The organism is Streptomyces chrestomyceticus JCM 4735 (assembly GCF_003865135.1).
GTDB classification, from domain to species: Bacteria; Actinomycetota; Actinomycetes; order Streptomycetales; family Streptomycetaceae; genus Streptomyces; species Streptomyces chrestomyceticus.
Map to the genome: position 1 here is coordinate 9,224,329 of NZ_BHZC01000001.1, position 21,663 is coordinate 9,245,991.

At 71.2% G+C, this 21,663-nt stretch carries 17 protein-coding genes and 1 pseudogene; 7 read left to right on the forward strand and 11 right to left on the reverse strand.

All coding sequences use genetic code 11. The features are described from left to right. Positions 1 to 833: 833 nt before the first annotated feature. From EJG53_RS39835 to EJG53_RS39865, 7 genes and pseudogenes are all read left to right on the forward strand, one after another. Positions 834 to 2,297, forward strand: coding sequence for a non-reducing end alpha-L-arabinofuranosidase family hydrolase (locus EJG53_RS39835; protein WP_244955555.1), 1,464 nt, complete (start codon positions 834 to 836; stop codon positions 2,295 to 2,297). Positions 2,298 to 2,390: 93 nt separating this feature from the next. Then, positions 2,391 to 3,029, forward strand: a pseudogene (locus EJG53_RS39840) (glycoside hydrolase family 11 protein); the annotation flags it as partial. Between the two features lie 325 nt (positions 3,030 to 3,354). Further along, the gene (locus EJG53_RS39845; protein ID WP_125048960.1) at positions 3,355 to 4,164 is read left to right on the forward strand and encodes an HpcH/HpaI aldolase/citrate lyase family protein; all 810 of its coding nucleotides are present in this window, start codon (positions 3,355 to 3,357) and stop codon (positions 4,162 to 4,164) included. A 464-nt stretch (positions 4,165 to 4,628) separates the two neighbouring features. Continuing rightward, positions 4,629 to 6,092 (forward strand): aminopeptidase P family protein, encoded by a 1,464-nt coding sequence (locus tag EJG53_RS39850; RefSeq protein WP_125048961.1) that lies wholly within the window; start codon positions 4,629 to 4,631, stop codon positions 6,090 to 6,092. Between the two features lie 135 nt (positions 6,093 to 6,227). Next, complete coding sequence (locus EJG53_RS39855) at positions 6,228 to 7,670, forward strand: aminopeptidase P family protein (RefSeq protein ID WP_125048962.1); 1,443 nt, start codon at positions 6,228 to 6,230, stop codon at positions 7,668 to 7,670. Continuing rightward, on the forward strand, positions 7,667 to 9,583 hold the full coding sequence (locus tag EJG53_RS39860) for an AAA family ATPase (protein ID WP_167515254.1): 1,917 nt from the start codon (positions 7,667 to 7,669) through the stop codon (positions 9,581 to 9,583). Before EJG53_RS39855 ends, EJG53_RS39860 begins: the two co-directional genes overlap by 4 nt. Beyond that, complete coding sequence (locus EJG53_RS39865; protein ID WP_125048964.1) at positions 9,583 to 10,362, forward strand: helix-turn-helix transcriptional regulator; 780 nt, start codon at positions 9,583 to 9,585, stop codon at positions 10,360 to 10,362. Before EJG53_RS39860 ends, EJG53_RS39865 begins: the two co-directional genes overlap by 1 nt. Positions 10,363 to 10,440: 78 nt before the next feature. On the opposite strand, the gene EJG53_RS39870 is transcribed toward EJG53_RS39865, so the two are convergent. From EJG53_RS39870 to EJG53_RS39920, 11 genes are all read right to left on the reverse strand, one after another. Continuing rightward, positions 10,441 to 11,793, reverse strand: coding sequence for a hypothetical protein (locus EJG53_RS39870; RefSeq protein ID WP_125048965.1), 1,353 nt, complete (start codon positions 11,791 to 11,793; stop codon positions 10,441 to 10,443). A gap of 130 nt (positions 11,794 to 11,923) precedes the next feature. Further along, positions 11,924 to 13,354, reverse strand: coding sequence for an amidase (locus EJG53_RS39875; RefSeq protein WP_125048966.1), 1,431 nt, complete (start codon positions 13,352 to 13,354; stop codon positions 11,924 to 11,926). Continuing rightward, positions 13,347 to 13,553: a hypothetical protein gene (locus EJG53_RS39880; RefSeq protein ID WP_125048967.1), complete on the reverse strand. Its 207-nt coding sequence runs from the start codon at positions 13,551 to 13,553 to the stop codon at positions 13,347 to 13,349. The genes EJG53_RS39875 and EJG53_RS39880 overlap by 8 nt, the downstream gene beginning before the upstream one ends. 24 nt (positions 13,554 to 13,577) lie before the next feature. Beyond that, positions 13,578 to 14,444 (reverse strand): ornithine cyclodeaminase family protein, encoded by an 867-nt coding sequence (locus EJG53_RS39885; protein WP_244955556.1) that lies wholly within the window; start codon positions 14,442 to 14,444, stop codon positions 13,578 to 13,580. A gap of 23 nt (positions 14,445 to 14,467) precedes the next feature. After that, a complete protein-coding gene (locus EJG53_RS39890) occupies positions 14,468 to 15,694 on the reverse strand; it encodes an aminotransferase class I/II-fold pyridoxal phosphate-dependent enzyme (RefSeq protein ID WP_125048969.1) in 1,227 nt (408 codons plus the stop codon). Further along, complete coding sequence (locus EJG53_RS39895; RefSeq protein ID WP_125048970.1) at positions 15,691 to 16,608, reverse strand: alpha/beta hydrolase; 918 nt, start codon at positions 16,606 to 16,608, stop codon at positions 15,691 to 15,693. The genes EJG53_RS39890 and EJG53_RS39895 overlap by 4 nt, the downstream gene beginning before the upstream one ends. Next, on the reverse strand, positions 16,605 to 17,495 hold the full coding sequence (locus EJG53_RS39900; protein ID WP_125048971.1) for a hypothetical protein: 891 nt from the start codon (positions 17,493 to 17,495) through the stop codon (positions 16,605 to 16,607). Before EJG53_RS39900 ends, EJG53_RS39895 begins: the two co-directional genes overlap by 4 nt. A gap of 15 nt (positions 17,496 to 17,510) precedes the next feature. Next, positions 17,511 to 18,395 (reverse strand): HpcH/HpaI aldolase/citrate lyase family protein, encoded by an 885-nt coding sequence (locus EJG53_RS39905; RefSeq protein ID WP_125048972.1) that lies wholly within the window; start codon positions 18,393 to 18,395, stop codon positions 17,511 to 17,513. After that, on the reverse strand, positions 18,392 to 19,339 hold the full coding sequence (locus EJG53_RS39910) for an isopenicillin N synthase family dioxygenase (RefSeq protein WP_125048973.1): 948 nt from the start codon (positions 19,337 to 19,339) through the stop codon (positions 18,392 to 18,394). Before EJG53_RS39910 ends, EJG53_RS39905 begins: the two co-directional genes overlap by 4 nt. Beyond that, positions 19,336 to 19,782, reverse strand: coding sequence for a MaoC family dehydratase (locus tag EJG53_RS39915; protein WP_241268955.1), 447 nt, complete (start codon positions 19,780 to 19,782; stop codon positions 19,336 to 19,338). Before EJG53_RS39915 ends, EJG53_RS39910 begins: the two co-directional genes overlap by 4 nt. A 53-nt stretch (positions 19,783 to 19,835) precedes the next feature. After that, the gene (locus EJG53_RS39920; protein ID WP_125048975.1) at positions 19,836 to 21,434 is read right to left on the reverse strand and encodes a 2-isopropylmalate synthase; all 1,599 of its coding nucleotides are present in this window, start codon (positions 21,432 to 21,434) and stop codon (positions 19,836 to 19,838) included. Positions 21,435 to 21,663: the final 229 nt, after the last annotated feature.

Here is a 21,663-nt window from a genome sequence, read left to right on the forward strand (position 1 = left end):
CGTGGTCGGCGTGCGAACCCCAGGTGTTCCAGGCGCCGTGACGCACGAGGAGCCGCCCAGGATCCGGGCCCGTCACGTGCCAGTGGCCCGCAGGACCGGAACGCACCTCGTAGCCTCCGCGCACCCGTGCCGCCCAGCCTTCCTGGCCTGCCTCACGCGCGGTACGGGCGCCGCGGCGAAGTCGGCCGGCGCATAGGCGGCCTCGAAGAGATGCTCGTATGCTTTCGCGTCGAGCGGTGTGGAGCGCCCGTAGGCCGCCGTGCGCCTGATCCCCACCTGGCTGACCGACGCCCAACCGGCTGCCCCCCCGTTCGCCGATCACCAGGCAGACGCTCGGTAAGAGCTTGCAGCTCTCATCGGCCCTCTTCAGGGGCGAACCGGGAACCCGTACCCAGGAGTTCCTGTGCGACGTGGTATACCGATCACCGCCGCCATCACCGTGACCGCACCGACCGGCAGCCGGCTGCCCCTCGATATCGCGCCATTCATCACTCCGCCAAGCGGTCAGAAAGTGCCCGATACCCGATTCGGCTCCCCTTCACCTGACTGCGGACGGACTGTGCATCACACCTGGCAGACGAGCTCTCCCAGAAGACCTGCCGCTCGGCCACCGATTGCTGAAAGGTTGCCGTGCTCCGCGACATTGACGGAATCCGGTGGACGCTGCTCGGCGGTGGTATCGAATGTCTCCCGCCGATATCCGTCGCCAGAAAGAGAGTGACAACTGATCCTCGCGGATAGGCAGCACCACGACTTGAGGAGAGAATGTGGTCACAGGTCACAGAACACCCCGGCGCACACTGTGGCGTCGGCGACGAAGTGTCATCGGGACCGTGGTGACGGCGCTGCTCGCCGGTCTGTGCATCGCCTTGACCACGACACCGGCGTCTGCTGCCTCGGTGGACACCAACGCCTGGTACGTCCTGGTGAACCGCAACAGCGGTAAGGCGCTGGATGTCACCGACCGGAACACCGACAACGGAGTCGGACTCCAGCAGTACACCCGTAATGACGGGGCCTGGCAGCAGTGGCGCTTCGTCGACTCCGGGAACGGCTACTACCGGCTGCGGTCCCGTTTCACCGGGAAAGTCCTCGACGTGGCGGGCCGGTCGACGGCCGACGGTGCCCGGATACAGCAGTGGGACGACATGAAGGCGTCCAGCCAGCAATTCCGCCTGGCGGACTCCGCGGGCGGATACCAGCGCCTGATCAACCGCAACAGCGGAAAGGCCGTCGAGGCCGCAGGCGCCTCCACGGCCGACGGGGCCGCCGTCAACCAGTACACCGACCGGGGCGGGGCCGGCCAGCAGTGGCAGCTCGTGAAGGCCGGGGCCACCGCGAACTCCCTGCCCTCCTCCTTCTCATGGGTGTCGACCGGTGTGCTGGCGGGGCCGCGGTCGGACGCGTCGCACCGGCTCGTGTCGATCAAGGACTTCTCGGTCATCCGGTACAAGGGGAAGTACCACGTCTACGCCACGACGGCGAACACGTCCGGGAAGTGGAGCCTGGCGTACTTCAGCTTCGACAAGTGGGCGAACGCCGCCTCCGCCACCCAGCATTACCTGGACTCCTCGGCCATCGGTAACCGTTACGCGGCCGCGCCCCAGGTGTTCTACTTTGCCCCGCAGAAGCTCTGGTACATGGTCTACCAGACCGGCCCGCCCACGTATTCCACGACGACCGACCCCGCCAACCCCTCCTCCTGGTCCGCACCCAAGCCATTCATCGCCTCGGAACCCGACGTGGTGACGCGGAACAAGGGCAAGGGGCAATGGATCGACTTCTGGACCATCTGCGACACCGCGAACTGCTACCTGTTCTTCAGTGACGATAACGGGCACCTCTACCGCGCCCGGACCACGCTCGCGCATTTCCCCAACGGCTTCGGCGACACCACCATCGTGCTCTCCGACTCCCCGCCCAAGCTCTTCGAGGCGTCGAACATCTACAAGGTGTCCGGCACCAACCAGTACCTGCTGCTGGTCGAGGCCATGGGAGCGGGCGGCCGTTACTTCCGCTCCTGGACGTCCACCAGCCTGACCGGGGCCTGGACCCCGCTCGCGTCCACCGAGAGCGCCCCGTTCGCGGGCAAGGCCAATGTCTCCTTCAACGGGCCCGCCTGGACCAATGACGTCAGCCACGGCGAGCTGGTCCGCTCGGACAACGACCAGAACCTGACCGTCGACCCCTGCCACCTGCAATACGTCCACCAAGGACGCTCCCCGAATTCCGACGGCGAGTACTCACAGCTCCCCTATCGCATGGGGCTGCTCACCCAGGCCAACTCCACCTGCTGAGCCGGACCCGTCTTGCACTCTCATCGAAAAGGAGAAACTTCGGACGTGGACACAAGCACCCCCTCCCGAAAACGTGAAAGCCGCCGCTTCGGCCTGCTGGTCAAAGGCACCTGCCTGCCGGTGCTGGCGACTCTGTTGTGCCTGCTTCTGCCCGGCACCGCCAGCGCCGACACCGTCACGACGAACCGGACCGGTATGGACGGCGGCTTCTACTATTCGTTCTGGACCGACAGCCCGGGATCGGTCTCCATGAACCTGGCGCCGGGCGGCAGTTACAGCACGGCTTGGAGAAACACCGGCAATTTCGTCGCCGGCAAGGGCTGGGAAACCGGAGGACGCAAGAGCGTCACCTACTCCGGCAGTTTCCATCCGTCCGGCAACGCCTATCTGGCGCTCTACGGGTGGAGCACCCATCCCCTCGTCGAGTACTACATCGTCGACAACTGGGGCACCTACCGGCCCACGGGCACTTACAAGGGCACGGTGACCAGCGACGGCGGCACCTACGACATCTATCGGACGACCCGCGTCGACGCACCCTCCATCGAAGGGGCGAAGACCACGTTCGACCAGTACTGGAGCGTCCGGCGGTCGAAGCGCACAGGCGGCACCATCACCACCGGCAACCACTTCGACGCCTGGGCGCGCCACGGGATGCGCCTCGGCACCTTCCGTCACATGATCATGGCGACGGAGGGATACCGGAGCAGCGGAAGCTCGAACATCACCGTGACCTGATGTCTCCCGCAGCGATGCGGCCTGCCCGTCACCGGGAACGGTGACGGGCAGGCGCACTTGAGGGCTTTCCCTCCGAGGTCAGGTTGACCAGCGTGGAGCTGTCGAGGTCGACGCCAACCGTGCCCGTCGCCCCCCACCTGAACCCCCTCCGCCCCGAGAGGCGAAGTGGGGGCTTGTGGCGCGGCCGTGTGCGTGATCTTGTGTCGTGCGGTGGGGCGGGCGTCGGATCCCGTCCTGGAGGAGGGGCTGTGCGGACTGCGTGCGTCGGACCGGGCGGGTACCGGGAGTGGTGTGACGGAGCGGCGGGGGTGGCTCGGGGATGAGCCTGTCCGTGAGTCGCCTGGAGGCGGCCCGCAGTCTGTTGTTCGTGCCGGGCGACCGGCCGGAGCGGTTCGACAAGGCCGTTGCCAGTGGTGCGGACGTGGTCATCGTCGATCTGGAGGACGCGGTCGCGGCGGCGGACAAGGAGCGGGCCCGCGCCCAGGTCGCCGCCTGGCTCGCCGCGGGCAACAGCGCCATGGTCCGGATCAACGCGCCCGGTACGTCCTGGAGCGACGAGGACAGTGCGATGGCGGCCGCCTGCGGCGCGCCGGTGATGGTGCCCAAGGCAGCGGACCCCGCGGTGCTGGCGGACTTCGCCCGCCGTACGGGCGGGAAATGTCCGGTGGTGCCGCTGGTGGAGACGGCGGCCGGCATCGAGCGGGCAGTAGAGGTGTGCGCGGCGCCCGGTGTGGTGCGGGTCGCGCTGGGCAATGTCGATCTCGCCGGGCAGCTCGGGGTCGCCCATGACGATCACGAGGCGCTCGCGTACTCCCGTTCCCGGCTGGTCTCGGCGTCGGCGGCGACGGGCCTGAGCGCTCCGGTCGACGGGGTCACCACCAGCGTGCGGGACGTCGACGCCATCGCCGCGGACGTCGTCCGCGCGCGCCGGTTCGGTTTCGCCGGGAAGCTGTGCGTGCATCCCGCGCAGGTCGCCGTCGTGGCGGAGGGGTTCGCGCCGACCGCGGCGGAGCGGGAGTGGGCCCGGTCCGTGGTCGCCGCGGGGGAGTCCGTGACCGTGGTGGACGGGCACATGGTCGACAAACCGGTGTTGGAACGCGCCCGCCGCATCCTGGCCGCCGAGCGCTGAGCCGCGCCCGCGGGGGTGCGGGCCGGCCCGGGGCCTGCCGGTGTGCGGGCTCCGTTCCCCGGGAGGGTCCCGAGACTTCCCGGGAGGGATTGCGGTGTCGGGCGGCGGGGAGAACCTAGCCGGGCCGGGGACGGTCGGCCCATCGACAGATGGCACAAAACCGTCCATGATCTTTCAGACACGTGTATGACGTAAGAGGGGTGGGGGTCTGCGAGAGTGCCGTTCGCGGCAAGAAGGCGTGCCGCTCGGGGGTGAGGGCCCGTCAGGTGCGGTACCGGCCCGTGCGGGCCTGCGCGCGGCGGCGCGGCGCCCCGGCTCACCGCACGCCGCTGCCGCCGGCCCGGTGCAAGGCGTTCACCTGCGAAAAGGGGGACTGCCGGGGCGGTGCGGCAGCTTTCTTGGAAAGATTTCCGGCCGGTCGGCCCTGCGGGGTGTCGGCTGTCCGCGGTGGAGGAGGAACGTGCGTGAGCGATTCACTTCAGGAGGCTGTGGTGGCTGAAGAGTCAGACGAGAACAAGACCCGCAAGAATGGCCTGTATGCAGGCGTGAGCAGCGAGCTCGCCGAGAACATGCTGCAGGGCTGGGCGGACCGCGAGCAGCGCGATCCCGAGCCCATCCCGCAGGCCGCGCACACCGCGCGCCGCCGGGAGGCGCTCTCCGCCCTGTTTCCGGGTGAGCTGCTCGTCATCCCCTCCGGTACCCCGAAGGTCCGCGCCAACGACACGGACTACCCGTTCCGGGCGTCCTCGGACTACGTCTACCTGACGGGTGACCAGTCGCCCAACGGCGTACTGGTCCTGGAGCCCGGCCAGGACGGCACGCACCACGCGGCCGCCTACCTGCTGCCCGGCTCCGACCGCGCCTCCGGAGAGTTCTGGCTGGACTACCACGGTGAGCTGTGGGACGGCCGCCGCAACGGCCTCGCCGAGAACGCGAAGCTGCTCGGCCTGGACTGCCGCGACGTGCGGACGCTGGACGAGCGGCTCGCCGCGGCCGGCGGGCCGATCCGCCTGCTGCGCGGCTACGACGCCCAGGTCGACGCCGCGCTGCACGACAAGGTCACCGCCGAGCGCGACATCGAGTTCCGTGTCGCCCTCTCCGAAATGCGCCTGGTCAAGGACGACTTCGAGATCGCCGACCTGCGGCACGCCTGCCAGGCCACCATCCGGGGCTTCGAGGACGTCGTCCGCGTGCTGGGCACCGACGAGCCGACCCTGGAGCGGGCCATCGAGGGCACGTTCTTCATGCGGGCGCGCATCGAGGGCAACGACGTCGGCTACTCGTCGGTCTGTGCCGCCGGCGCGCACTCCACGACCCTGCACTGGGTCCGCAACGACGGCGAGGCCCGCCCCGGCGACCTGCTGCTGCTCGACGCCGGCGTGGAGAGCCGCAACCTCTACACCGCCGACGTCACCCGCACCCTGCCGGTCGACGGCCGCTTCACCCCGGTCCAGCGCAAGGTCTACGACGCGGTGTACGCGGCACAGTCGGCCGGTATCGCCGCGGTCCGCCCCGGCGCCAAGTACCGCGACTTCCACCACGCCGCCCAGCGGGTGCTGACCGAGCACCTGGCCGCCTGGGGCCTGTTCGGAGACCGGTCGGTGGACGAGGCGTACGAGCTCGGGCTGTACCGCCGCTGGACGCTGACCGGCACCGGCCACATGATCGGCCTGGACGTGCACGACTGCGCCAAGGCCCGTACCGAGCTGTACGTGGACGGCACCCTGGAGGCGGGCATGGTGCTCACCGTCGAGCCGGGCCTGTACTTCCAGTCGGACGACCTGACCGTCCCCGAGGAGCTGCGCGGCATCGGCATCCGCATCGAGGACGACATCCTGGTCACCGAGGACGGCAACGAGAACCTCTCGGCCGCCCTGCCCCGGGCCGCCGACGAGGTGGAAGCCTGGATGGCCCGTCTGCGGGGCTGACCGCGCCCGCCGCGGCCGGCCGCCTCGCGCCGCCGGCCGCACCACCGGCCGGCCGACAGCGCCGTCGGCCGGCCGTGGCGTACACCAGGTCCGTTCCCGGTGAGGGCGGGCCATCACGCGAAGGGGGAACGTGCGATGGAACGATCAGACGGCTCGCGCGGAATGCAGAGCCACGACCGTCAGGTGCCGGCCGCGGTGGCCGAGGCCTTCCGGCACGGATGGGCCGACACGACCCGCCAACTGCCGCCCGTCTCGGGAGCCGCGTGCGCGGCCAAGCGGCGCGCGGCGCTCTCCGAGCGGTTCCCGGGCGAACGGATCGTCGTCCCGTCGGGCGGGTTCAAGGTCCGCAGCAACGACTTCGACTACCTCTTCCGCCCGCACTCCGCCTTCGTCCACCTCACCGCCGAGCAGGGCACCCAGGCGGTACCGGACAGTGTGCTGGTCTTTGAACCCACCGGCAGCGGGCACGAGGTCACCCTGTTCACCCGGCCGCGCTCGCCGCGCGACGCCGGGCCGGACGGCGCGCACTTCTACAGCGACCGCCGGCACGGCGAGTTCTGGGTCGGCCGGCGCCGTACGCTCACCGAGACCGCCGACGCCCTCGGCGTCCAGACGGCCGCCCGCGACCGCCTCGAAGGCGCCCTGACCACCGGCGTACCCACCCGTTCGGTACGTGGCCAGGACACCCTCGTCGACGCGCTGGTGGCCCCGTCGGAGCCGGCCGACGCCGAACTCCTCGCCTTCCTCTCGGAGCTGCGGCTGGTCAAGGACGAGTGGGAGGTCGACCAGTTGCGCGCCGCCGTGGACCACACCGTCGCCGCGTTCGGCGACGTCGTCGGCGAACTGCCGTACGCCACCCGCCTGGAGCGCGGCGAACGCTGGATCGAGGGCACCTTCAACCGGCGCGCCCGGCTGGCAGGGAACGGCCTGGGCTTCGAGACCATCGCCGCGGCTGGCGCCCACGCGTGTGTGCTGCACTGGATGCGGAACGACGGCCCGGTCCGCGACGGCGACCTGCTCCTGCTGGACGCGGGCATCGAGGCCGACTCCTTCTACACCTCCGACATCACCCGTACCCTGCCGGTCAACGGACGCTTCAGCGACGTCCAGCGCCGCGTGTACGACCTGGTCCACGCCGCCCAGGCTGCGGGCATCGCCGCGCTGCGGCCCGGCGCGCGCTACAGCGACTTCCACGAGGCCGCGACGCGTGTCATCGCCGAAGGTCTCGACTCCTGGGGCCTGCGGCCCGCCGCCCCGGGCATGGAGCACAGCGCCGACCTGTACCGCCGGTACACCGTCTGCGGTACGGGCCACATGCTCGGCCTGGACTGCCACGACTGCGCCGCCGCCCGCAACGAGCAGTACACCGACGGCATCCTGAAGCCCGGCCATGTGCTCACCGTCGAGCCCGGCCTGTACTTCCAGCCCGACGACCTGACGATCCCGCAGGAGCTGCGCGGCATAGGCGTGCGCATCGAGGACGACTTCGTCATCACCGCGGACGGCGCCGAGTGTCTGTCGGCCGGCCTGCCGCGCGGCGCCGACGAGGTCGAGGCGTGGATGGAAGCGTTGCTGTGAGAGCGCGCAGCCTGCTGGTCGACCAGGTCCACGGACAGCTCCAACAGGCCCGCGCGGTGGCGGTGGTCGGTCCCACCGGGTTCGGCAAGACCGCGGTGCTGGACGCGGTGTGCACGCAGTGGCAGTCCGGCGGGGACCCCGTGGTCAGGCTCAGCTCGACCCCTGCCGACGCCCACCTGCCCTACGTCCCGCTCGTGGACCTGTTCACCGTGTGCCCGGCGGACGTCAGCGGCGAGCTCTCCGACACCCAGCGCGCGACGATCGACTGGGTGCTGCGCCGCGTCACCGGACCCGAACCCGACCCGGCCCTCCTGCGCGTGACGGTCCTCTCCTGCCTCCAGGCGTGGGGGCGCCGGGCCCGGCTGCTGCTGGCCGCCGACGACATGCACTGGTGGGGGCCGGACAGCCTGGACGTGTTCGGTTTCGCCGCACGCCGCAGCCGCGGCAGTGTGTCGCTGTTGGCGGCGCTGCGGCCCGACGGCCCCCTGGCACACGACGTCCTGGGCGGCGACGCCGTGGAGATCGCGCTCCCCACGCTCAGCGCGCAGGAGTCGGCCGCCGTGGTGCGCACCTTCAACATCCCGCAGCGCACCGCCGCGCGCATCCACACGGCCACCGGCGGCAACCCCCGGCTGGTCTGGGACATCGCCGCCGCACTGGCCCGTTCCGGGCCGCCGGCGGTTCTGGACGCCCAGCCGCTGGCCCCGTATGCGCGCAAGGCCCTGCGCACGTGGCTCGCCGGACTGGCCGCACCGGTGCACTGGGTGCTGCTGCTGGCCGCGCTCACGGCCGACCCGTCGCTCGACGTCGTACGCCGCGCGGCGGGTCCGTCCGCCGACGCGGCCCTGGCCGACGCCGAAGCCGCCGGACTCGTCAAGGTGGCCGCCACCGTGGCCTTCGCGGCCCCGGTCATCCAGGAGGGCATCCTCGCCCAGGCCAGCGGCGAGGCGGTGCGCCAGGCCCACCTGACCCTGGCCACGGCGGCGCACGGCGCCGACGACCGCCTGTGGCACGAGGCGTGCGCCCTCGCCCCGGCCGAGCTGCCCGCCCAGCTCATTCCGGCGCTGGCCGACGCCGCCACCACCGCGCGCGAGCGGGGCGAGCACACCCGGGCCGCCGAGTTCGCCCTGCTGGCGGGCGGCCGGACCGGCGGCCCCCGCCACGACCTGCTGGTCGCGGCGGCCCGGGACGCCGAGGCGGCCGGGCGCTTCGACCTGGCCTGCACGGCCCTGGACCAGTTGGACCGCAGCCGGGCGGTGCCCGCCGCCCGCGCCCAGGCACGGCTCGCCGTCGTCGACGCCGCCGGGCGGGGCGCCGCCCTGGTCGCGGACGTGGCGGCGCATGCCCTGGCCGAGGCCACCGCCGCCGACGAGCCGGCCCTGATCTCGGCGGCGCATCTGCGGCTCGCCCACGGCCTGCGGGTCAGCCGGGGATGCCACACCGAGGCCCTGGCACACGCCCAGGCGGCCGAGGAATGGGCCGAGCGCGCGGGCGACGCCACGACCCACGCGGCGGCCCTCGCCCTGACCGCGGAGATCGAGCAGGGCCAGGGCTCCCCGGGCCGCACCGCGCTGCTCCGGCGCGCGCTGGCGACGGGCACGGCCGATGGTGGTACGGCCCGGATGCCCGGCCACCCTGGCCGTACCGCCGTGCACTTCGCCCTGCTGGAGGACGGCCTGGAGCAGGCCGAGCGGCTGCTGGACGAGCTGGGTCCGGCGCCCTGCCCCGCTGACCGGCTCTGGCTGCTCGCCGACTCCGTCCACCTTCACGCCCATCGCGGCGAGGGGCGGTCGCCCGCGAAAAGGCCCACCTCCTGCTGGACCTCACCCGCGACCTGGGGGCCTCGCCCGGACCGCCGTGGTACGCGGCGGCCGCCGCCGAACTGGCCGGCGGCACCCTCGAACAGGCCCTGATGTACGCGGACCTGGGCCTGACGGCCTCCCAGGAGGACGCGGACACCGTGTACGCCGCCCACTGCCTGCACGTGTCGGGCATGACGCGCCTGCTGCTGCGCGACACCGGCGCGGCCCTGGCGGACCTGCTCAGGGTCCAGGACCTGGTGCAGGAGCTGGGCATCGCGGACCCCGCGCAGATCCGGTACGACGCCGACCTCGCCGAGGCGCTGGTCGCCGCCGGAGACCTGCCGGCCGCCCGGCACACGCTCGCCGGGGCGCGGCGCCGGGCCCAGGACCTGGGGCGGCGCGGCGTCCTGGCCTCGCTCGACCGGGCCCAGGCACTGTGCCACGCGGCAGCCGGCGAGTTCGGCCCGGCCGAGGAACTGCTCAACCGGGCCGCGCGGGCCTTCGAACGGCTCGGTTACCCGTTGCAGCGCGGCCGGGTGCTGCTGGCCCGCTCCAGCCTGGAACAGCGCCGCAGGCGCCCGGCCCGCGCCAACGAGGCGCAGGCCGCGGCCGAGGCGGTCTTCCGTAAGTCGGGCGCGCCGCTGTGGGAGCCGGCCCGGCCGCAGGGGGACCAGGCACAGCCCTGGCTGGCCGGGCTGACCGACGCCGAGCAACTGGTCGCCGAACTGGTCACCCAGGGGCGCGGCAACCGAGATATCGCGGCCGCCCTGTACGTCAGCGTGAAGACCGTGGAGGCGGCCCTGACCCGCATCTACCGCAAGCTCGAAGTGCGTTCCCGCGTCCAGTTGATGGCGCTCGTCCAGAAGGACGGCCACCTGGCGCGCCGGTGACGGCGGCCGCCCACCGCCCCGCCGGCCAACCACCCGGCCCGGTCGGAAAACGAAGCGCGGCCGTGCCTGGCCGGCCGGTCAGTCCGTCCGCCAGCCGACGGTACCCAGGATGCTCGATCCGGGGGCCTGCCCGGCCGCGTCACCGGGGGCCGGAACGTCGTGACGGACCACACAGCCGGTCATCCGCCCGCCCATGAACAGCGGACCGAACACCCCACGCGTCGAGATGCTCCGGTACGCGCCCAGGTCGCAGTCGAAGACCTCGGCGCCGAACTCGGCGCTGTGGACGGCCTCCTGCGCTATCCAGGTCCCGGCCCGGCCCGCCTTGGCGATGACGTCCTCCCACGCCGACGCCTCGGTCCGGGCGCCGATGTGCACGTCGAAATTCTGGTCGCCGTCGGACCGCTTCACGACGAAATCCGCGCGCCGCTCCGACAGCAGTTCCGGCAGTTTCCATTGCTCGCCCTGGAACTCGACGTCCTCCTCCCACATCCCGCGTGACCAGGGCAGGTAGCGCTCCACGAAATTCCGGTCGTCCTCGGTCATCCAGTCCTGTCCGGCGGACAGCAGCGCGAAGAGCTGTTTGTTGGCCGCCTGGTAGGAACTCTGCGGCGTCAGCACGGCCGCGCCGCATTTCCTGATGCGCAGCAGCGGGGCGATGTCCCTCCCCGCGTCGATCCATTCCTGCGGCACGGTCCGCTCCAGCACCATCGGGAAGGTGTTTCCGCGGGAGTCGAGCGAGGCGAGGAATTCGTCCGTGTCGAAGTACTGCGCTTCGATACCGGCCTTCCGCAGGGCCTCGACCTCGATCTCGTAATACCGGCGGCTGCCCCCTGTGTCGGACAGGAAGACGTCCGGGAGATAGCCGACGAGCGCCACGCGGGGGTCCAGGCCGAGGTCGTCGAGGACGGCGCGCAGGACGTCGTTGCGGTCCCTGAGGGGGTCGGCGAGCGTGAGGGTGTCCAGGGCCGGGCCCGGCAGCAGTTGCCGCCACAGCTCGTTGAGCAGGTGGGCGTAGACCTGGCCGCCCGTGGACGAGCAGAAGTTGAACTCGATGAACTTCCACCCGGACGCGGTCCGGATGACGTCCGGCCGGCCCATCACCGTCGCGTAGGCGTTCTCGGACTCCTCGTCCCCGTAGAACTCCGTCAGCCGCTCGTCGAGTCCCAGGGCGCGGTGCCTGCTCAGGCAGTCCCCGCCCAGTTCCTGCACCGCCCGCCGCAGCAGTCCGGCCAGGCGGACGCTGGCCTGCTCCAGGTCGGCGCCCTCGGCCGCGGGCCGCACGACCGGCCCGGCGGGGGCGATCCGGTCGAACCAGAAGGTCCGGAAGCCCCTGAACTGATGGTCGAAGGCGTTGAGCAGCCGACGCGAGTCCGTCGCGTACGGCCCGCGTGCGGCCGTCACCGGCGCCGCCGTCGAGGTCTGTTCCATGGTCTTTCACTCCTGCTAGAGGCTGGTGCGGACGGCAGCCGCCGCCCGCTTGCTGCGGCGGCGTGAAGGCGCCGTGCATGGCCCCGGGCCTGCGTGTCCGATACCACGGGCCCGGGACTGGTGCTTCGTCTCACGGCAGTACGGGCCGCGTCTCCCGTCGGCCGAACGCGGACTCCAGGGCCAGTCCGGCCCGGAACAGGCTCGCCTCGCCGAACTTGCGCCCCACCAGTTGCACCCCGATGGGCAGCCCGTTCCCGGCGAACCCCAGGGGCAGGGACATGGCCGGGTGCCCGGTGACGGCGAACGGGATGGTCTGCATGTCGTTGGCCAGCCGCGGCGGCGGCCAGTCCGTACCGAAGGCGTCGACGCGGGCGGCGGTGGTCTGGCCGCACGCCGTGATCAGCACGTCGTGGTCGGCGAAGACCCGCCGGTCCAGCGCGGCGGCGAGCTCCTTGCGCACCTGGTACGCATGCTCCAGGTCGTCCGGGGCGACCCCCGCGCCAGGCATCAGCTTCTGGTAGGTGAAGCGGCCGAACGACCGGGGCGCGCGGCGCAGGTTCTCCTCGTGGACCGCGAAGCCCTCCGCGATCAGGATGATCCGGCCGCAGGCGTCGAAGACCTCGTACGGCGGCAGCGCGCACTCCTCGACGACCGCGCCGCGCTCCTCCAGATGGACCAGGGCCCGGTCGATGGCCTCGGTGATCTCCGGGAGGGTGCCCGGGTCCGCGGCGTACCAGGACCGCGAGTAGCCCACCCGCAGCCCCCGCACGTCCCCGGTCAGCAGGCTGAGGAAGTCGGGCACCGGGGCCTCACGGGTACGGGCGTCGCGGGGGTCGGGCCCCGCGATGACCTGGAGCCCGGCGGCGGCGTCGCCCACCGTCCAGGCGAGCGGCCCGAAGTGGTCCATGGTGGGCGCCAGCGGGGTGGCCCCGTGGCCGGAGACACTGCCGTACGTCGGCTTCAGTCCGACGGCCCCGCAGTGGAAGGCCGGGCCGCGCAGCGAGCCGGCGGTGTCGGAGCCGAAGGCGACGCGCAGGAACCCGGCCGCCACGGCGGCCCCCGCTCCCGAGGAGGACCCGCTGGGAATGTGCTCCCGGTGCCAGGGGTTCTCGGCGGGCGGGAACGGCAGGTCCGTGCTCGGCCCGCCGAAGGCGAACTCGTAGGTGGCCAGCTTGCCCAGCAGTACGCCGCCCCCGGCCCGCAGCCGGGCCTCGACGGCGCTGTCCTCGGTGGCGACGGCGTCCAGCGTCAGCCGCGAGTGGTTGGTGGTGGGCAGGCCCTCGGCGTCCAGGATGTCCTTGAGCGCGTAGGGGATGCCGTGCAGCGGACCGCGGTCGACGCCCGCACGCAGCTCCCGGTCCGCCCGCACGGCCCGCCGCAGCGCGTCCTCGCGGGTGACGAGCACGAACGCGTGCAGGTCGGCGTCGTGTGCGTCGATCAGCCGCAGCGCGTGCTCCACCAGCTCCACCGACGTCAGCGCTCCGGTGCGCAGCAGCGCTCCGGCCTGGGCGACGGACAGCTCGGTCAGGGCGCCGGGGCCGGCGAGATCGAGGTCAGTCATCGCTGATCTTCACCTCCCGCAGCAGCCGGCCCATCCTGCGCAGCGAGCGGTGCCCGGCCAGGACGCCGGGCGCCAGGTCCGGCGGCATCTCGATGCCCCGGGCCGCCAGCGCGGCGGCGAACTCCCGGTCCGCGTCCGCGTGTTGTGGGTCCCCGGTGTCCCGGGGCCCGGTTGTCTCCTCCGTGCCGGCGTGTGCCACGTACGGTCGTTCCTTCCCCTGCGGTCAGTGGTGCTCCTGCGCCACCAGATGGGCACAGGTGATGAGGTCCAGCGAGGCGTGCCCGGTGGAGCTGAAGACGGTCGGGCGGCCTCCGAGGCCGGTATGCCGGCCGTTCTCCAGCGCCTCCAGGTCGATCGCCTTCCGGTGGATCTCGCCCGCCTCGGCCACGGCGATCCCGATGTCCTCGACGACGAGCGTGGCGGCGGTGAGCAGCGAGCGGGACAGTTCCCGCGACTCGGTGGTGTGCGCCCCCATGCAGTTGATGTGCACGTGCTCGGGAAGCTCCGGCGCGATGGGCAGCGGCTGTACGGACGTGGTCGCCGTGGAGATCACGTCCGCCGCGTCGGTGGCCTCCCGGGCCGACGCGCTGACCTTGGTACGTACGTTTCCGTCCGCGCGGCGGATGCGTTTGCACAGCGCCTCGGCGTGCTCCCGGGAACGGGAGTGCACCCGTACCTCGGTGATGTCGCGCACCGCCGAGACCCCCAGGTACTGCTGCCACGCCTGGACACCCGAACCGACGATCGCCAGGACACCGGCGTCCCGGGCCGCGCAGCGGTCGGTGACCAGCGCCGTGACGGCCGCGCACTTCAGGTTGGTGACGGCCGCGCCGTCCAGCACCCCCACCAGGTCTCCGGTGTCGGCCGAGAACACCGTGACCACGGAGGTCACGGTCGGCCCGGGGCCGTCCGTGATGGTGCCCGTCTTGTTGACGCACAGTCCGAGATCGCTGCTGACGGCCGGCATGGACAGGAACCTGGTGCCGCGGCCCTCGTCGACGACCTCCCGCAGCGGCACGCTCATCCGGCCCACCGCGCCGCTGCGCAGGCTCTTGCGCATCAGCGCGGCCACGGCCGTCACGTCGGCCACCCCGTGCTCCCTGCCGACGACCGTCATCCGAGGTCCGCCAGGACGTCGAGCAGGTCCGCCGCGAAGCGTTCGGTCAGCTCCGTGGGCATGTCGCCGCGCAGCATCATCCGTACGCCCGCCTGGCCCTGCGCCACGATCGGGAAGAACATCGCGGAGCAGTAGTAGCCGCGCCGGTACAGCTCGGTCGACAGGCGGACCGCCCGGTCGTTGTCGCCGACCGTGACGAACTTGATGTGCGACCCTTCCCCGCGCAGGCCGTGTCCCCTCAGCCGCTCGTCGAACAGCTCGATGTTGCGGGCGAGCTGTTGCTGACGCCGACCCAGCTCCGGGCCGCGGTGGACCTCCAGGGCGCCCAGCGCGGTCCCGATGGCGGCCGTCCGCAGCCCCTGGGACCAGGCCAGCGGCCCGGACCGGTAGAGGAAGTCGAACACGCCGCGGTCACCGACCATGGCGATGCCGCCGGTGGCGCCGAACGCCTTGGCGGTCGAGGCGACGACGATCGTCCGGGCGTCGAGGGTGTCGAAGACGGTGCGCGCGTAACCCTCGCCGCGTGCGCCGACGGCCGACAGGGCGTGCGAGTCGTCGAGGTAGACGAACATCCCGTAACGGTCCTGCAGGGCCTTGATCCCCTCCAGGTCCGCCTGCCCGCCGGTGGAGTAGACACCCTCACCGACGTAGGCCACCCGCGGATACCGCTTGCAGATGTCCTCCAGGTACTCCATGTCGTTGTGCGGACAGGTCAGCACCAGCGTCTCGTCGGCCAGGACGGGCTTGAGGAAGTTCATGGAGAAGTGCGCGAACCGGTCGAAGACCACGACCAGCGGCTCGCCGTCCGTCAGGTGCCCGGAGGCCAGCAGCGGCAGGATCGCCGCGCTGAGCACTCCGCAGGACACCGACGGCAGCACATGGGCGCCGAAGTGGTCCGAGAGCTCCTGCTCCAACTGCTCCATGATGCCCAGCCGGATGCGGAACTCGCCCATGGACAGCCCGGTGATCTGCTCCTGCTCCAGGGCGGCCCGACCGGCCTCGACCACCGTGGGGTGGCTGTTGAGGCCCAGGTACGAACAGGAGGAGAGGTTGGTGAACTCGTGCCCCGTCCGTACGTCGCGCAGCCGGTTCTGGCCGTCGACGGCCTCGACCACCAGGCCGAGCATGCCGTGTTTGACGGACAGGCCCCAGGCAGCCTCGCTGGCCGGCACCATCTTGCGGTTGTTGCGGTAGCGGTGGGGTCCTGTGATGTCCTCGGTCATCGCGCACCCGCCGCCTGGCCGTGCAGCCAGCCGCCGAGCCGGGTCACGGCCTCGCGGGCCTTGGCCAGGCGCGAGTGGTGCAAGTGCCACACGTGCACCATGCCGGGCCAGACCTCCAGCACCCCGGTGCCCCCGGCGCCCCGCACGCCGTCGATGAACCGCTGGGCGTCGCTGAGCAGGATCTCGCGGCTGCCGACCTGCATGAACACCGGCGGCAGACCCGCGAGGTCACCGAACAGCGGGGAGACGTAGGGGTCCGTCGGCGGGGTGCCCGCCCGGTAGGAGGCGGACACCAGTTCCACGACCGGCTTGGTGAGCATGGGGTCCTCGTGCTCCAGGGTGCGGTACGTCTCCCCGCTGCCCGTCAGGTCCGTCCACGGCGAGATGCAGGCCGCGGCGGCCGGCAACGCCGTCCCCGCGTTCCGCAGCTTCAGCAGCGTCGCGAGCACCAGGCCGCCGCCCGCCGAGTCGCCGACGAGGACCACCTCACGGGCGGACAGCCCTTCGGCGAGCAGGCTGCCGTAGGCCGCCACCGCGTCGTCGAGCGCCGCGGGATAGGGGTGCTCGGGGGCCCGCCGGTAGTCGACGAAGAACATCCGGCAGCGGGCCGCCCGGGCGAGCTCCCCGACCATGTGGCCGTGGCTGCGCAGCGAACCGTAGACATATCCGCCGCCGTGCAGGTAGAGCCCGGTCAGCGAGCCGTCGGTCTCCGGCGGGGTGAGCAGATGGCCGCCGGGCCGCTCTTCGACCTTGATGTCGTCGGCGACCGGCACGCCCCACGCGTCGTAGAACTTCCGGGCCTCGCCGATGTCTTCCGGCCACTCGTCCGCGGCGAGGGCCGTGAGCAGCCGGTCGAGCTCCGCACGGTCGTCGTCGGACATCAGCGGCACGTCGTGCTGTGCGGAGGTCGTCACTGGCCCGCCCCGACCGGGTCGATGCCGCGGTGGTAGCGCTCGCGCGCGGCCTCGTCCGGCACCTGGAGGCTGGGCTGGGGGATCGCCAACTGGTAGTGGCGGTACCACTTGGCCAGCTCGACGTCCTCGGCGAACTGGTACTCCAGGTGCCGGATCGGGCGGCGGGCGGGCCGCGCGGGGTCGGCCGGACGAGGCTCGGAACCGGCGTGCGCGAGCCCGCCGTCCACCTCGTTCAGCAGGACGACCATGACCAGGTCGGCGGACAGGTCGGCGTCGACCGCGGCCGCGTAACCGGACAGCACCGGCTCGGCGTGCTCCTCCTTGACCGCGACGTTGAAGCTGTGCGGCATCAGTTCGAGCAGGTCGGCCGGGGTCACGCCGCGCTCCTGGCAGTAGGCGCGGGTGTCGCAGACCATCGGGGTGCCGCCCGCGATGTTGGTGTTGGGGCCGTAGATGTTGCCGATGAACGGCGTGGCGGCGTCGAAGTGCACGCACTTCGTCGTCAGGAACTCGCGCTCGGTGGTGTGGTCCCCGTTCGGGGTGAAGTGGGTGTTCTTGTTGTAGCCGTCGACGTCCATGCCGGCGATACGGTCGTAGTCCATCGCCACCGGGCTGAACCGGTCGACGTCCACCCGCTCGCCGAAGGCGCGGAACAGCGATTCGAGGTAGTCGCGGGCGACGGCGGCGTCCTGCTCCTTGCCCACGTCCAGCCCGTGCCGCGTCAGCGTCTTGGCGACACCGTGGCAGACGGCGACACCGTCGCCTTCGGTGACCAGACGGACCAGTTCGGACACCAGCCGGCCGTCGGTGGCCTGCAGTCGGCCGTCGACCAGCTCGCTGTCGTAGGCGGAGACATCGATCATCACGTGCTGCGGAAGGGTCTTCACGAGAAAAACTCCCGGTTACTCGGCGGGGGCGGTGGCGTGGACGACGGCGGCCGCGGCCGCTGCCGCGGCTTCGGGCGCGTGGAGCTGGAGCATGCGCTGGGCCCGCAGCACGAACGGCGGGGCGAGCACCCGGCCCTCCTCGACCGCGAAGCCGTACGGCGTGGAGTGGTAGTCCTCGACCACGCTGCGGTAGTCGGCGATCTCCTCCGGCCCGACGGTGAACGTCTCGGCGATGACCTCCACCTGACGCGGGTGGATGGCCGCCTTGCCGGTGAACCCGGCGTCGCGGGCGGCCCGGCACTGCGCCGCGACCACGTCGAGGTCGTGCAGCTCGAAGGAGTTGGTGTCGATGGCGGGCACCCGGTACTTGGCCGCCGCGGCGCACAGCCGGGCCCGCGCGTGATCGAGGTAGAACGCGTTCTCGGCGTACAGCTCGGCCGTCAGGTCGGCCTGGCCGAAGCACAGACCGTCGCTGACCGCGGCGATGTCCGCGGCGTTCTCCACCGAGTCGACGGTCTCGATGAAGCTGCAGATCTGCGGCGGTCTGGACGTGTGCGACAGCAGCGACCGGTAGACCGCCACGTCACCGGGGCCGGAGATCTTGGGGATGAAGATCACGTCGAGCGGGACACCGCCGATGGCGGCGTCCATCTCGATCAGCGCCTGAAGGTCCTTCAGACCGTCGGGCGTGGCGATCGTGTTCACCCGCAGGCCCAGGGCGGGCAGGCCGGCCCCGGTGAGGTCGGTCTGCGCCAGCAGGGCGCGGGCCTCGGCCTTCCGGGCCGGGTGGGTGGAGTCCTCCAGGTCCAGGACCAGCATGTCGGCCTTGACCTTGCCCGGCCGGGCGACCGACGCCAGCAGCAGCGCCGGGGTGTAGAGCAGGCTCGCGTAGGCTTTCATCGCGCCTCTTCCCTCCCGAACAGCAGGTTCATCTTCTGCAGCGAGAAGTCCTCGTAGCGGATCGGTGCGTACTTCGCGGGGCGGTCGGCGGCGAACTTGGGGAAGCACTCGATGACGGTGTCGTCGTTCGCCAGCTTGAAGAAGACGATGGACTGGCGCCGCCGGTCGGCGAGGCGCACCCGGTGCGGCGTCGAGACGTACTCGTCGTTCGACCAGCGGGCCATCAGGTCGCCGATGTTGACGATGAAGCTGTCGCGCTCCTGCACGTCGATGTCCAGCCAGCGCCCGGAACGGTCCTGCAACTGCAGGCCAGGGCCGTCCTGGGTGAGCAGCGTGATCAGCGTGCCGTCGGTGTGCTGCCCCATGCCCTGGTCGTTGAGGAACTGCGGGTCGACGCCGGGGTACAGGTGCGAGCGCAGCGAGTCGTTGGAGGTGTCCGTGCGGGTGGCGAAGAAGTCCCGGGGCAGGTCCAGGGCCAGCGCCAGGAGTTCGGCGATCTGGCCCGCCACCGTCTCGCAGGCGGCGAAGTACCGCTTCAGCGCCGCGCGCAACTGCGCCCCCAGCTCGTCCGCCGGGAACGGCAGCTCCTCGTCGTCGTGCAGGATCAGCCGCCCGACGCTGAACTTCTCGACGTAGTCCGAGGGCATGCCCGGCTTGCCGGTGTAGGCGAAGGCGTTCTCGGACAGCAGGGCGCTGTACCCGTACGGGCTGTAGTCGCTCTCGCCCCGCGCATTGGAGGTGCGCATCGCGAACGCGTCCTTGGTCTCCGGCGGGAGGGCGAAGAAGCGCAGCGAGGCGGCGTAGGCGTCGTCGAAGACCTCGGAGGCGATGCCGTGTCCGCGCACGACGAAGAAACCGGTGTTCCGGCACGCCTCGGAGATCTCCTCGGCGATCTTGCGCTCCAGGTCGGGGCGGCCCGGCTCCAGGTCGATGACCGGAATCATTGCTCTGCTCCCTGCTTGGGGACGAGAATCGTCCGCTCGAATTCGATGACCGGTACGTCGTCCTGATTGCGGCCGGTGGTGTGGACGGTCACGATGCCCTGCTCGGGCCGCGTCTCGGACTCCCGCCGGGAGACGATGCGGGTCTGCGCGTAGAGCGTGTCGCCCACGAACACCGGGGCGGTCAGCCGCACCTTGTCCCAGCCGAGGTTGGCGACGCACTTGGCGCTGATGGTGGAGACGGTCATCCCGTTGACGATCCCGAAGGTGACCAGGCTGGAGACGACGATCTTGCCGAACGGGGTCTGCTCGGCGTAGACCGCGTCGATGTGCAGCGGATGCTGGTTCAGGCAGAGCAGCGAGCTCCACACGTTGTCGGTCATGGTGATGGTGCGGCCCGGACGGTGCTCGACGACCTCGCCGGGGACGTAGTCCTCGTAGACCATGCCGCTGTCCTCCCGGTAGATACCGGGACTGACCGCGAGAAAAGAGTTGTTCTTCACCGTGCTCCTTCGTGCAGGCCCGCCCTGCGCAGGGCGGAACGGGCCGATCGGTGTGCCGCGTCGGTGGTGGTGGCCGCCTGGCCGAGCCCCCAGAGCGTCCGGCCGCCCGCCTCCAGTGCCACCAGGCAGGTCGCCGGCGCGCCGGTCGCCGCGGGCGTGCCCGTGAAGTGCACCCGGGTGAACGCCACGCCGTGCTCGGCGCCGAGCTGCCCGAGGACCTCGTGCTCGTCGGTGCCGGCGGGCAGCGCCGGTGAGTCGTCGAGGCCGTAGGTCTCCCGCAGCAACTGCCAGATCTCCGGCGGCTCCAGCTCCCGCCCCAGGGCGTCGGCGGACGCCTGGACCACTGCCGCGAAGTCCCGCCGCAGCTCCACCGGCAGGTCGACGCCCCAGCCGGCCTTGAGCACGTAGTTGATGCCGCCCTTGCCGGACTGGCCGTTGACCCGGATGATCGCCTGGTAGTCGCGGCCCACGTCCTTCGGGTCGATGGGCAGGTACGGAACCTGCCAGGGCAGCTCACCGACGTCCTTGCCCTCGCGTTCGGCCCGGTCGGCCAGCGCCGCCAGGCCCTTGGCGATGGCGTCCTGGTGGGTGCCGGAGAAGGCGGTGTACACCAGGTCACCGGCGTACGGGTGGCGGGGGTGCACCGGCAGCCGGTTGCAGTCCTCGACGATCTCGCGGACGGTGTCGATGTCGGACAGGTCCAGTTGGGGGTCGACGCCGCTGCTGAACATGTTCAGCGCCAGCGTCACCAGGCAGACGTTGCCGGTGCGTTCCCCGTTGCCGAACAAGGTGCCCTCGACCCGGTCGGCGCCGGCGAGCAGGGCCAGCTCCGCCGACGCTACGGCGGTGCCCCGGTCGTTGTGCGGATGCACGGACAGGATGACGGCCTCACGCCGGTCCAGGTTGCGGTGCATCCACTCGACCTGGTCGGCGAAGACGTGCGGCGAGTGGGTCTCCACGGTCGTCGGCAGGTTCAGCGTCAGCGGCCGCTCGGCGGTGGCGCCGACGACCTCCGCGACCCGGTTGGCGATCTCCAGCGCCAGTTCCGGCTCGGTCAGGTTGAAGGTCTCCGGCGAGTACTCGAAGCGGATGTCGCTCCCGGGCTCGCGCTCCGCCAGCCGCACCAGGTGCTGGGCACCCTCGACGGCCATGCCCACCACCTCACGCGCCGACATGCCGAACACGACCTCGCGCCACAGGCACGCCGTCGCGTGACACAAATGCACCACGGCGCGTTCGGCTCCGCGAATCGCCTCGAAGGTCCGCTCGATGAGATCGGCACGGGCCGGCGTGAAAACCGACACCGTCACATCGTCCGGAATTCCTTCCTTGACGACCAGTTTCCGTACGAAATCGAAGTCGTGCGCACTGGCCGCCGGATAGCCGATTTCTATGTCCTTGAAACCGGTGGCCACCAGCAGATCGAACATCCGCTGCTTGCGGCGGGTGTCCATGGGGTCGGCCAGCGCCTGGTTGCCGTCGCGCAGATCAACCGAGGCCCAGATCGGGCTACGATCGAGCGTACCGTCCGGCCACCGCCGTGACCAGCCTGAAGTGGGAGCCGCAGCGTTTCGTGCATAACGGTGGAACGGCATGGACGACGGGCGTTGCAATGTTTCCCAAGACTCTCGGGAAAAAGTCAATGGTAATCCCCCTTGCACTTCCAGGCTGCGCTCTATCGCGTTTCTCAGCGCCCCGAAGACTACGGAGCGTCAGGAGCCGCAGGGAAGTAGACCGTCCTCTATACCTGACCCTGGAATCGGATAATTCGGACACTCGGCCGGCCCGGCGCACTTACCTGTTGACGCTGCGCGTTTTGGCACT

Excerpts from the sequence above, each read along its gene's own strand:
- EJG53_RS39845 (WP_125048960.1), top strand. The coding sequence starts at position 3,355 with ATGAGCCTGTCCGTGAGTCGCCTGGAGGCGGCCCGCAGTCTGTTGTTC.
- EJG53_RS39855 (WP_125048962.1), top strand. The coding sequence starts at position 6,228 with ATGGAACGATCAGACGGCTCGCGCGGAATGCAGAGCCACGACCGTCAG.
- EJG53_RS39865 (WP_125048964.1), top strand. The coding sequence starts at position 9,583 with ATGTACGCGGACCTGGGCCTGACGGCCTCCCAGGAGGACGCGGACACC.
- EJG53_RS39870 (WP_125048965.1), bottom strand. The coding sequence starts at position 11,793 with ATGGAACAGACCTCGACGGCGGCGCCGGTGACGGCCGCACGCGGGCCG.
- EJG53_RS39875 (WP_125048966.1), bottom strand. The coding sequence starts at position 13,354 with ATGACTGACCTCGATCTCGCCGGCCCCGGCGCCCTGACCGAGCTGTCC.
- EJG53_RS39890 (WP_125048969.1), bottom strand. The coding sequence starts at position 15,694 with ATGACCGAGGACATCACAGGACCCCACCGCTACCGCAACAACCGCAAG.
- EJG53_RS39905 (WP_125048972.1), bottom strand. The coding sequence starts at position 18,395 with ATGAAAGCCTACGCGAGCCTGCTCTACACCCCGGCGCTGCTGCTGGCG.
- EJG53_RS39910 (WP_125048973.1), bottom strand. The coding sequence starts at position 19,339 with ATGATTCCGGTCATCGACCTGGAGCCGGGCCGCCCCGACCTGGAGCGC.
- EJG53_RS39915 (WP_241268955.1), bottom strand. The coding sequence starts at position 19,782 with ATGGTCTACGAGGACTACGTCCCCGGCGAGGTCGTCGAGCACCGTCCG.
- EJG53_RS39920 (WP_125048975.1), bottom strand. The coding sequence starts at position 21,434 with ATGCCGTTCCACCGTTATGCACGAAACGCTGCGGCTCCCACTTCAGGC.